The organism is Rhodococcus sp. BP-332 (assembly GCF_019836065.1).
Taxonomy (GTDB): domain Bacteria; phylum Actinomycetota; class Actinomycetes; order Mycobacteriales; family Mycobacteriaceae; genus Rhodococcoides.
In genome coordinates, this window is sequence record NZ_JABUEC010000001.1 from 119257 (window position 1) to 130799 (window position 11543).

Consider the following 11543-nt stretch of genomic DNA (forward strand, 5'->3'; position numbering starts at 1 on the left):
GTCTGCGTGCTGTGTGTGACTTCCGGTGTCCCCGACCGTGGTCGCACTCTGTACTGAGCTGTATGTGGCATTCGCTCACCCACCCGCCGTGGATGGGTGAGACTTACCAACTTCTCGGTTTGCGGACCCGAAACGTTACGTCCATCGCGGTGACAGATCACGAAAAGTGCGGAAAGACCGCCCCGACCAGCGGACGCGGAGCCGTGTGCCCGGTCAGCGGGCCAGGCGCCGTCGAACGTTCGGTATCGTGGCGGCGATCACACTCAGGACGCCGAGGGCCACGAACACGTACTCGACGGTGGATCCCAGCCGCGTCGCGAGTGTGGTGTCGGTGCGCAGACCCACCGTGGCGACCAGATGGTCGGCGTCGAAGAGAGCGGTCCGAGAGGTCACGGAACCATCGGGCGCGATGACGGCGCTGACCCCGCTGGTGGCGGCGACCACGACGGTCCTCGAGTGCTCCACCGCCCGGACTCGCGACATGGCCAGCTGCTGGTAGGTCATCTCCGTGTCGCCGAAGGTCGCGTTGTTGGTGGGCACCGCGAGAATCTGGGCGCCGGCGCGCACCGCCTCGGTGGGTGCGCGGTCGAAGGCCACCTCGTAGCAGGTCGCGACACCCATCGCGAGAGCTCGCTGCTCGCGATCCGTGCCGGCGGGCACGTGCACGACGCCGTCGCCGTCGCCGGGCACGAAGTTGCCCGCCGAGTCGGCGTACGAGGAGAACAGCCGGAAGAAGCTGCGGTACGGCAGATACTCCCCGAACGGTTGGACGATCTTCTTGTCGTGGCGCTCCCCCGGTCCGGCGGCTCCGTCCCAGGCGATGACCGAGTTGGTGGAGGTGCCGTCGGCATTCGACAGCACCGCGCCCACGAGAATCGGTGCGTCGATCCGCACGGAGGCGGCGGTGATCTCGGCCGCTGCGGTCGCGTCGCGGGTGGGATCGACGTCCGACGCGTTCTCCGGCCAGATGACGACGTCGGGCTTCGGGGTCCGCCCCGCCTCGACCTCCTCCGCCAGCCGGAGAGTCTCGTTCACGTGGTTGTCGAGCACCTGGCGGCGTTGCGCGTTGAAGTCGAGGCCCAGCCGGGGAACGCTGCCCTGGATGGCCGCGATGGTGATCGTGTCGTCGCCGTCCTGTGGACCCGCGAGCGTGGGGCGCACGACGAGTGCGACGACCGGCGCCACGGCGGCGAGCGCGACCAGCCCGGCGACCGAGGTGACGGCGAAGCCGGTGCGCACCGTCCTGCACAGCAGCGTCAGGCACACACCGATCAGCGCCACCGCGGCGCTGAGCAGCGGGGCGCCGCCGAGTGCGGCCAGCGGAAGCAGGGGTGACTCGGACTGACCGAAGGCCAGACGGCCCCAGGGGAATCCGCCGAACGGGACCGTGCTGCGCAACCATTCCGTCAGTGACCACACCATGGTGATCCACACCGCGGCGAACGGCAGGCGGGACACCACCACGGCGAGCAGTCCGAACAGACCGAGGAACAGTGACTCCGCGACGGCGAGCGCGATCCACGGCAGCGGTCCGACGTACACGCCGATCCACGGGAGCAGCGGCAGGAAGAAGCCGAGGCCGAAGGCGAACCCGTACAGGAAGCCGCCTCTCAGCGAGAGGGCGCGCACCGGACCGTCGACCCGCCGCTCGGTCAGGACGAACGTGACGAGCGCCAGGGCGACAGGCGCGAGAAACCACAGTGATCGCGGTGGGAACGACGCGAACAGGAGCGCGCCGGCGCCGGCCGAGAGAGCGAGCCGCGCGGGTGGGATCAGTCGAGCGGGAACGCTCACGCGCGGTACACCGTGGTGCCGCGGTGCACGGTCTCCAGGCACACCGGGTCCGGCGCCTCGGGATCGAGGCGAGGCAGGGCCGGAACTCGTGACCGCGGGTCGGTGGACCAGCGCTGCACCGAGTCCCGTGGTGCGCTCACGACCAGTTCCGCGGCGTCCCACACCGCATAGCTGGCCGGCGCGCCCGGCACCAGCGTGCCGGCCAGGCCGTCGCGCACTCCCCCGGCGCGCCAGGCGCCGCGCGTGGCCGCGGAGAACGCGGCGCGGGGCGAGACGGCACTGCCCGGTGTGCGGTGGTTGACCGCTCCGCGGACACCGCGCCACGGCTCGAGCGGCGTGACGGGTGCGTCCGACCCGATGGCCAGCGACACCCCGGCGGACGCCATCATCGCCAGCGGGTTGAGTGCGCGAGCGCGCTCCGCGCCGAGTCGGGTGGCATACAGGCCCTCCTCACCGCCCCAGTAGGTGTCGAACACCGGTTGCACGCTCGCGATGACACCCCACGCCGCGAGGGCGTCGGCCTGCTCGGACGACACCATCTCGATGTGCTCGAGGCGATGGCCGCGAGACGCCACGGCGGGGCCGCCGAGCTCGGCCACGACCCGCCCGAACGCCTCGACCACGGCACTGGTGGCGGCGTCGCCGATGACGTGGAAGCCGGCCTGGATCCCGGCCCGCGTGCAGGCGGAGACGTGCGCCGCGATCGCGTCGACGTCGAGATACGAACGGCCGCAACCGGAGTGGTCGGCGTAGTGGTCGTGCAGCCAGGCGGTGTGCGAGCCGATCGAACCGTCGACGAAGAGGTCGCCGCCCAGGGCGTGCGCGCTGGTCGCGGCCAGGAGTGCCGTCGCCTCGTCCGGGGTCGAGACGGCCTCGCCCCAGTAGGCGCGCACCTCGACGCCGTGCTCGAGGGCGAGGAGTTCGGCCAGGTCGACGCGGCCGGAGATGTCGGGGCCGGCGCACTCGTGCACGGCGGCGACCCCGTGCGCGGCAGCATGATCGAGCGCGGCGACGCGGGCGCGGTGCCGGCCCGCGGGGCTCAGCAGGTCCAGCGCCCGGGTGCGCACGGCATGGTGCGCCTCCGCGATGAGCGGCCGTTGCGGATCTGCGGTGGCGACCACGTCTCCGGCGGCGCGACGCAGCACCGTCGAGCACGCCGCGGAGTGCGCGTCGATGCGCGAGAGGTACACGGCCCGTCCGGGTGCTGCGGCGTCGAGCTCCGCGGTGGTGGGGCCGCGCCCCTCCGGCCACGTCGACTCGTCCCAGTTCTGCCCCCAGATCAAGGTGCCCCCGTCCTCGGCCGCGTACGCGGCGAGAGCGCGCAGGCACTCGTCGAGAGACCGAGCGCCGCTCAGATCGAGTCCGATGAGCGCCAGACCGGTGGCGGTGGTGTGGACGTGGGTGTCCACGAACGCGGGAGTCACGAACTCCCCGTTCAGTTCCACCACCTCGGCGTCGGGATGCAGCGCCCGCGCGGGGCGATCCTCACCGATCCAGACGACGGTGCCGTCGGTGACGGCCATGGCTGTCGCGTCGGGCGCGGACGGGCTGTAGATCCGTCCGCCGACCAGCAGATGCGTACTCACGCTCGCCAGTGTGCCCGGTGTCGGGCGGCCGGGGTGTCGGGGGTCAGCGCTCGTCGCGGCCGGTGGTGCCGTCGATCACACCGCGGGTGTCGCGAGGGGCCGAATTCCCGCGGTCCGGCATCACGTCGCCGTCGATGACCACGTGACCGGCCCCGAATCCCCGCGGCCCGAAACCCTGCGGCCCGAATCCACCGGGCGGGAACGTACGGCCCGAGGCCACGGCCGTCTCGACGCGCCGGGCGGCGGACCGGGCGATGACCGGACGCAGCAGCGCGCGGGTCAGCGGGATCATCAGCAGCAGGCCGAGGACGCTCGAGACGAGACCGGGGATCGTCAGCAGGACCGAGCCGAGGGCCACGAGCGCACCGTCCGCGACCGCGCCGCCGGGTGAGCGGCGTCCGGCGTTGGCCGAGCGCAGTTCCGAGAGCACGCGCCGACCCTGGGAGCGGATCGCGACCATGCCCAGAGCGGACAGTGCGATCACCACGAACACCGTCCACAGGATGCCGATCGCCGAGCCGAGCCACACGAGGGCGCTGATCTCGACGACGAGGTAGAGGAAGAAGTAGAGCAGTGGCATCGCGGGAGTCCTTTCGGCGACTGGTCGAACCCGTCTGCCGTGTCAACGCGCGACCGCCTCGTTTTTCTCCCGGCCGGTCAGGCGCCCGGAGTGACCAGTCCGAGCTCGTAGGCGAGCACGACGGCCTGGACGCGATCGCGCAGCCCGAGCTTGGTGAGCATGCGGCCGACGTGGGTCTTGACGGTCGCCTCGGACAGGAACAGCTCACCCGCGATCTCGGCGTTCGACTTGCCGGCGGCGATGAGCAGCAGCACCTCGCGCTCACGGTCGGTCAGCGACTCGACGGCTGCCGATCGTCCGGGAACATCGCGCGGTTGCCCGGCGACGATGCGGGAGAGCAGACGTCGGGTCACCCGCGGCGAGACGACGGCGTCCCCTGCCGCCACGCTGCGGATCGCGGACACGAGGTCCTCCGGAGGCGTGTCCTTGAGGAGGAATCCGCTGGCACCGGCACGCAGTGCGCCCAGGGCGTGTTCGTCCAGGTCGAAGGTCGTCATGACGATGACCCGCACCTCGGGTTGCGCCGCGATGATGCGTTCGGTGGCCGAGACACCGTCGATACCGGGCATGCGGACGTCCATCAGCACGACGTCCGGTTCGAGGCGCGCGGCCGCGGCGATCGCAGTGGCACCGTCGGGCACGTCGCCCACCACGTCGATGTCGGGCTGCGCGCCGAGAACCATCGACAGACCCATGCGCATCAGTTCCTGATCGTCGACCAGGAGCACCGAGATGGACACGGGAGACAACCTAGCGGTCCGGGTGGTCCTGGTCGACGCCCAGCGCGGCCTTCAGTTCGAGGGGCAGCGTCGCGGCCACGCGCCACCGGCCGTCCGGCAGCGGACCGGCGCGGAGCTCTCCGCCCAGCACGGCGACACGTTCGCGCATGCCGATGACGCCGAAGCCGCTGGTGGTGGGTGCGGCGTGGATGTCGACGGCCGGGCCGGTGTCGTCCGAGGAATTGATCACCGACACCGTCACCGCGGACGGTTCGCGGCGCACGGCCACCACGGCTCGGGGCCGCTCACCGCCGTGGCGCAGCACGTTGGTGAGCGATTCCTGCACCAGCCGGTGCACCCCGAGCGACACCGCCGGCGGCAGGTCGTCGAGTTCGCCCGTCTGCTCGATGGACACCCGCAGCCCGGCGGCGCGCATCAACTCCACGATCTTGGCGAGGGCCGCGGTGCCGTACTCGGGGTGGGACTCGGACGACTCGTCGGTCCGCAACAGCGACACCGTGCGTCGGAGTTCGGTGAGTGCGGTGCGGCCGGTCGCGGAGATGTTCGCGAGTGCCGCCGCGGCCCTCTCCGGGTCCGACCGCAGCGCGTAGGACGCCCCGTCCGCCTGCACGATCATGACGCTCACCGCGTGGGCCACCACGTCGTGCAGTTCGCGGGCGATGCGGGTGCGCTCGGCGGACACCGCCTCGACGGCGCGTCGGTCACGATCGGATTCGGCGACGGCGAGCCGTGCGCTGACCTCTGCGACGTAGGCCCGGCGAGTCCCGAGGAACTCCGCCGTGATGTAGGCCAGGGCGTAGAGGAGGACGAAGAAGATGGTGGAGGTCCAGTCGGACCCGAGCACGAGTCGCACGACGACGATGTCGGCCGCGAGGCCCAGCACGAAGAGCAGGGTCGTGCGCCGGTCGGTGTACACGGCCAGCGTGTAGAGCATCACCACGAAGCCGAGCTGCCCGGGCGGCAGCGTGCGCGGTTCCTCCGATGCCCACACCCCCAGAGTCGCGACCTGGCCGAGTGCGAGCGCCGTCCAGGCGGCGGCCACCGGGTAGCGGCGGCGCCAGGCGATCGGCGTGGACACGGCGACCGCCATCGCCACGTAGACGAGTGGCTGCTGCACGGCAGCGACGGCCGTGAGCTCGATGAGGAAGAGCGACACCGCCAGCGCACAGTCGACCGCGAACGGACGGTGGCGGAGCCATTCGCTGAATCGGCGCATCGTGGTCGAAGCGTAGCGCGGGAGCTGTGATCGAATGTCCGCCATGGGTGCTGGTGACTGGTCGGTGTTGCTGGCTGCCGCGCTGGCGGCGGGTTGGGTGGACGCCGTGGTCGGTGGCGGCGGGCTCATCCTGCTGCCCGCACTCCTGTTGGTCACGCCGGCGGCCACGACCCAGCAGACCGTGCTGGCCACCAACAAGCTGGCCTCCGTCGCCGGCACCACCGCCGCGGTGCTGACCTTCTCCCGCAAGGTCCCGATGAACTGGCGGCTCCTCGCACCCGCCGGAGTGGTGGCCGCGGTCGGCGCGGCGTTCGGCGCCGCCACCGTCAGCCTCATCGACAAGGACCTCTTCATCCCCATCGTGCTGGTGGTGCTGGTCGGCGTCGCGGTGCTGGTGACGCTGCGCCCCACCGTCGGCGTCGTGGTGGGTGATCCGCCGACGCGCCGCCGCATCACCATCGTGGTGGTGGTGGCCGCCGTCGCCATCGGGTTCTACGACGGCATCCTCGGTCCGGGCACCGGCACCTTCCTCATCATCACGTTCGCCACCCTGCTCGGCACCGAGTTCGTGCGCAGCGCGGCGATGGCGAAGGTGCTGAATCTGGGATCCAACATCGGCGCCCTCCTGTACTTCTCGGCGACCGACGACGTCCTGTGGTTGCTCGGCCTCGCCATGGCCGTCGCGAACGTCGCGGGCTCGCTGGTCGGCTCACGCATGGCGATCTCGCGGGGCGCCGGGTTCGTGCGCATCGTGTTGCTGGTGGTGGTGTTCGCGCTCGTCATCCGACTCGGGTGGCAACAGTTCGGCTAGCGTCACCGATGTGAGAGACGTCGACAGCGATTTCGTCGCCCTGCCACTGCACGCGCTCGCGGATGCGGCGCTGACAGCGGCACGTGCGTCCGGTGCCACGCATGCGGATCTGCGGGTGCATCGCTTGCGGACGCAGTCGCTCGCTCTCCGCGACGGCGAGGTGCAGTCGAGTGTCGAGGCGACGACGCTCGGCCTCGCGGTCCGGGTGATCGTCGACGGCACCTGGGGCTTCGCGTCCGGCGCGGTGCTGTCGGTGGACGAGGCCGTCTCCGTCACCTCGCGCGCCGTGCTCGTCGCGCAGGCGTTGCGCGACCTGAACCGGGATCCCGTCGTGCTCGCCTCCGAGCCGGTGTACGAGAACGTGTCGTGGGTGTCGGACTACGAGATCGATCCCTTCGACGTCCCCACCACCGACAAGGTCGATCTGCTGGGCGAGTACTCCGGCCGTCTGCTGGCCTCGGACGGCGTCGACCACGTGACTGCCTCCGTGCTGCAGGTCAAGGAGCAGACGTTCTACGCCGACCTCGCCGGGTCGCGCATCACGCAGCAACGGGTGCGACTCCACCCGCAGATCGACGCCGTGTCCGTCGATTCCGCGTCGGGTGGCTTCGATTCGATGCGCACCCTCGCTCCCCCGACGGGACGTGGCTGGGAGTACCTGACCTCTGACGGGACCGGCGCCGACGGACTGTGGGACTGGGACGACGAACTCTCGCGCATCCCCGACTGGCTCGCCGAGAAGACGAAGGCCCCCGGCGTGGAGCCGGGTCTCACCGATCTGGTGATCGACCCGACCAACCTGTGGCTCACCATCCACGAGTCCATCGGCCACGCCACGGAATACGACCGAGCCATCGGCTACGAGGCCGCCTACGCCGGAACGTCCTTCGCGACGCCCGACCAGCTCGGCACGCTGCGCTACGGCAGTGAGTCGATGCATGTGACCGCCGACCGCACCGAACGCCACGGGTTGTCCAGCATCGGGTGGGACGACGACGGCGTGGCCTCGCAGTCGTGGGATCTGGTGCGCGACGGGGTTCTCGTCGGCTACCAGCTCGACAGGGTGTTCGCACCCCGCCTCGGGCTCGAGCGGTCGAACGGGTGCTCGTACGCGGACTCGCCCCATCACGTCCCGATCCAGCGGATGGCCAACGTCTCGCTGCAACCGGACCCGCACGTCGATCGCAGCGTGGACGATCTCATCGCCGACGTCGAGCACGGCGTCTATGTGGTGGGCGACAAGTCGTGGTCGATCGACATGCAGCGCTACAACTTCCAGTTCACCGGCCAGCGCTTCTTCCGCATCGAGAACGGGGCTCTCGCGGGCCAGGTGCGGGACCTGGCGTACCAGGCGACGACCACCGATTTCTGGGGCTCGATGGAGGCGGTGGGCGGACCGTCCACGTGGCGTCTGGGCGGCGCGTTCAACTGCGGCAAGGCGCAGCCCGGTCAGGTGGCGGCGGTGTCGCACGGCTGCCCCGCTGCTCTCTTCCGTTCGGTCAACGTCCTCAACACACGAACGGAGGCGGGTCAGTGAGCGTCAGCACTCCCCTCGGCGGCCACGATCTGGTGGAGCGTGCGCTGTCGTACGCCACCGTCTCGGACACCGTCGTGATCGTCGCCGACATCTCGGAGGCATCCCTGCGGTGGGCCGGGAACTCGATGACCACCAACGGCGTGGGTGACTCGAGGTCCTGGACCGTCGTCTCGATCGTGCGGGACGGCACGGCGGCGCGGGTGGGAACGGTCTCGTCCACGAGCATGGATCCGGATGATGTCGCCGGCGTCGTGGCAGCCGCCGAGGACGCCGCTCGTGCGGCTCAGCCCGCCACCGATGCGATGCCCCTCGTCGAGGGCGCCCCGACGCCGGACTCCGGCTGGGGCGACGTCCCGCTCCGCACGGGGATCGACGTGTTCGACTCCGTGGTACCCGGCCTGGCGCGGGGATTCGACGGAGCCGATGCGTTGTACGGCTTCGCGCATCACACGGTCCGTACCGTGTGGCTGGGCACGTCCACCGGGGTGCGGCGGCGCGTCGTCGAACCTGTCGGGTCGCTCGAGATCAACGGTAAGAGGGGTGGTCTCTCGGGCGGTGCCAGTGCCTGGGTGGGCACCGGTACCCGAGACTTCCGCGACATCGATCTGGATGCGTCCCTGGCCGAACTGACGCGCCGGCTCGACTGGTCCGCCCGCACCGTCGACCTTCCCGCGGGACGCTACGAGACGATCCTCCCACCGTCCGCGGTCGCCGATCTGATGATCGATCTGCTGTGGTCGATGGACGGCCGGGGCGCGCAGGAGGGCCGCACCGCCCTGTCCGCTCCCGGCGGCGGCACCCGCGTCGGTGAGGTGCTCGGACACCTCGGTCTCACGCTGTACTCCGACCCGTCCGAGAACGGCCTCGAGTACGCCCCGTTCGTGGTCACCGGATCCTCGAGCGACGCGGTGTCGGTGTTCGACAACGGAATGGACGCCGGCCGCACCGACTGGATCCGCGACGGTGCAATCACCTCCCTTGCCTACCCGCGTTCCGCCGCAGCAGAATTCGGGACCACACCCACTGTGCCCGGCGACAACCTCGTCATGGTGGGCGGCGCCGGCGGTTCCGTCGACGACCTCGTCGCGCGCACCGAACGAGGACTCTTGTTGACGACGCTCTGGTACATCCGCGAGGTGGACCCGACGACCATGCTCCTCACCGGGTTGACGCGGGACGGCGTCTACCTGGTCGAGGACGGCCGAGTGACTGCTGCCGTGAACAACTTCCGGTTCAACGAGAGCCCGCTCGACATCCTGCGCCGCGCGACAGAGGCGGGTACGACCGTTCCCACCCTGCCGCGTGAGTGGTCGGATTGGTTCACCCGCGCAGCGATGCCCCCGATGCGGATCCCCGACTTCCACATGTCGTCCGTGAGCGCGGCCCAGTAGGAGGGGCCTCACTCGCCGGGTGCGGTGAAATAGTCTGTGCCGTGCGAGTCGCGGACATGGACGATCCCGTCCCGGAGCATGCGGTGGTGCCACTGCCGCCGGGTCTTCAGGCCGTGGTGCCGACGGCACAGCGGCGCGAGGTTGCCGATGACGGTCCATCCGCCTCTCCGGGGGTCGGTGTGGTCGAACGGGACGACATGGTCGAGGTCGCAGTCTGCACTCGGCACAGCACATCCCGGATGAACGCACGTCGAATACAGCGCTGTCACCAGCGACGCGACCGCCTCGGACGGCCGGTAGGTCAACGCCCCGGCCGGGGGCAAGCCGAATCCCCCATGTCCGTCGGGGTCGGCGACGGCACGGTCCACCGCCGATGGTGGGAGCGTGCGGAGGTAGTCGACCTGCTCCCGGAGTTTTAGGTTTTTCGTGCTGCCCAGTTTCCCCTTGATGGGGGTCCACCCTGCCGACATGCGGCGAGTTCGGCGGACTTCCCGCCCGGCGGCGGGCATCGGCGGGCCCGGTGGTTCGGAGTCGGTCGGCGGGTCGTGCTCCGGGCATCGGCACCTGCACCCCGCCCGCGGTTCCGCGACCTCCGCGGCGGTGATCATCGCCTGCCACGTCGCATCCCCGGCAATTCTCCGGGCTACATCAGCTGGTACCGGTCCCCAGCCGACGAGGTGGCCGGGTTCCCCCGCCAACCCTGCTGCGGTGGCAGCATCGAGGACGATCACGGCACGGGCCGGCGTACCCGACACGGCCCCCGTCAGGAGCGAACGCGCCGCGTCGAACAACCGAGACGGCAACGAACTCGGGTCCGTCACCCCGCGTGCGGCGGTAGCGGCGATGTTCCGCCACATTGCTGCGACTTTGTCGACCGGACCACGAATCGTCAGCTCGGCCTGACCCCGCGGGAGCTTCCGCACCGTTGCCGACCGCTCCCGCGTCGCCCGTTCACGCGCCTTCCGGTGCCACTGAGCGTCGAACTCCGCGAGAATCCGATCGACCGCCGCTGCCACCGCACCGGGAGTGCACCTCGACGCGGCAGCGATCACACGCTGCAGCAGCGCTTCGGTGGCGTTCGGAACCCCGGCCACCGACCTGCACACCGTCCGGAACGCCGCATACGCCAACCGGCCCGCATCGAACGCCTGCGCCACCGCAGGATGCGCGGTGCGGGTCAGGAACAGCCACTCGGTCACCGTGCGCGTCGACACCGACAACGCCGCCGCGACCTCCGCCACCGCACAGGTCTCAGCAGCTTCCGCGTCGAACACCCCACCCGGACCGAGCACCGCCGGCCGACGCGACCCATCGTCGACATAGGCACACGATGCGGACACGGTCCGGGCGAACGAGGCCTGAGCGTCGACCTTCGCCGACACCAATACATCCGTCGAAACCGCTGTGTCGTACACGAATTCACCCCCCCGGTGATGCCCCGATCAGACCGCCCCCCGACGACCTGAACAGACAGTAACCGACACCGCCGACACGGAATCAGGCCGCGCGGAGCGCCAACCCGACGGTGCTGCTCTTGCCCTTAAACAGGGAGCTCATCGTGACGGCGATGCGGCCGGTGATGCCGTACTTCTCGATCACCACGTCGCGGGTACGCGCGGTGCCTGCGTCGTCCAGCACCTCGGCGACAGCGTCCATGGCTGGGCCCACGTTCTTTCCACTGCGATCGCAGGTCGCGACCGTGACGCGGGGAGTATTGCGGATCCGCTTCACCTTCCACGACTCTCGCTGCGTCCACATGAGGAGCCGGTCCCCGTCGAGCGCCGCCCAGATGGGTGTCGGCTTGGGGGTGCCGTCCTTGGTGAACGTGGTCAGGAGGACGTACTTCGCGGTGCCGACGTCACCGAACGGGTTGCTCATACGAGACAGG

At 70.4% G+C, this 11543-nt stretch carries 10 protein-coding genes; 3 read left to right on the top strand and 7 right to left on the bottom strand.

From position 1 onward, the window contains the following. Nucleotides 1-213: 213 nt before the first annotated feature. From lnt to HQ314_RS00565, 5 genes are all read right to left on the bottom strand, one after another. Nucleotides 214-1794 carry an apolipoprotein N-acyltransferase gene (gene lnt / locus HQ314_RS00545; RefSeq protein ID WP_308119166.1) on the bottom strand — a complete coding sequence of 527 codons (1581 nt, stop codon included), beginning with the start codon at nucleotides 1792-1794 and terminating at the stop codon, nucleotides 214-216. Then, a complete protein-coding gene (locus HQ314_RS00550; protein ID WP_308119167.1) occupies nucleotides 1791-3380 on the bottom strand; it encodes an amidohydrolase in 1590 nt (529 codons plus the stop codon). The genes lnt and HQ314_RS00550 overlap by 4 nt, the downstream gene beginning before the upstream one ends. A 43-nt stretch (nucleotides 3381-3423) precedes the next feature. Next, a complete protein-coding gene (locus tag HQ314_RS00555) occupies nucleotides 3424-3960 on the bottom strand; it encodes an FxsA family protein (protein ID WP_222648922.1) in 537 nt (178 codons plus the stop codon). Nucleotides 3961-4037: 77 nt separating this feature from the next. After that, nucleotides 4038-4700 carry a response regulator transcription factor gene (locus tag HQ314_RS00560; protein ID WP_056444522.1) on the bottom strand — a complete coding sequence of 221 codons (663 nt, stop codon included), beginning with the start codon at nucleotides 4698-4700 and terminating at the stop codon, nucleotides 4038-4040. Nucleotides 4701-4710: 10 nt separating this feature from the next. Then, entirely contained in the window at nucleotides 4711-5916 is a 1206-nt protein-coding gene (locus HQ314_RS00565; protein WP_222648923.1) for a sensor histidine kinase, read from the bottom strand. Nucleotides 5917-5959: 43 nt separating this feature from the next. Between HQ314_RS00565 and HQ314_RS00570 the strand changes: the two genes are divergently transcribed. The 3 genes from HQ314_RS00570 to HQ314_RS00580 are packed head-to-tail and all read left to right on the top strand — an operon-like array spanning nucleotide 5960 to nucleotide 9655. After that, a complete protein-coding gene (locus tag HQ314_RS00570; RefSeq protein WP_056445145.1) occupies nucleotides 5960-6727 on the top strand; it encodes a TSUP family transporter in 768 nt (255 codons plus the stop codon). 10 nt (nucleotides 6728-6737) lie between these two features. Beyond that, entirely contained in the window at nucleotides 6738-8264 is a 1527-nt protein-coding gene (locus HQ314_RS00575) for a TldD/PmbA family protein (protein WP_222648925.1), read from the top strand. Further along, on the top strand, nucleotides 8261-9655 hold the full coding sequence (locus HQ314_RS00580; RefSeq protein WP_222648926.1) for a metallopeptidase TldD-related protein: 1395 nt from the start codon (nucleotides 8261-8263) through the stop codon (nucleotides 9653-9655). Before HQ314_RS00575 ends, HQ314_RS00580 begins: the two co-directional genes overlap by 4 nt. An 8-nt stretch (nucleotides 9656-9663) precedes the next feature. Here the strand turns inward: HQ314_RS00580 and HQ314_RS00585 are convergent, their stop codons facing one another. Then, nucleotides 9664-11070, bottom strand: coding sequence for an HNH endonuclease signature motif containing protein (locus tag HQ314_RS00585; RefSeq protein WP_222648928.1), 1407 nt, complete (start codon nucleotides 11068-11070; stop codon nucleotides 9664-9666). An 82-nt stretch (nucleotides 11071-11152) separates the two neighbouring features. Then, the gene (locus tag HQ314_RS00590; protein WP_222648929.1) at nucleotides 11153-11533 is read right to left on the bottom strand and encodes a PPOX class F420-dependent oxidoreductase; all 381 of its coding nucleotides are present in this window, start codon (nucleotides 11531-11533) and stop codon (nucleotides 11153-11155) included. Between the last annotated feature and the right edge of the window lie 10 nt (nucleotides 11534-11543).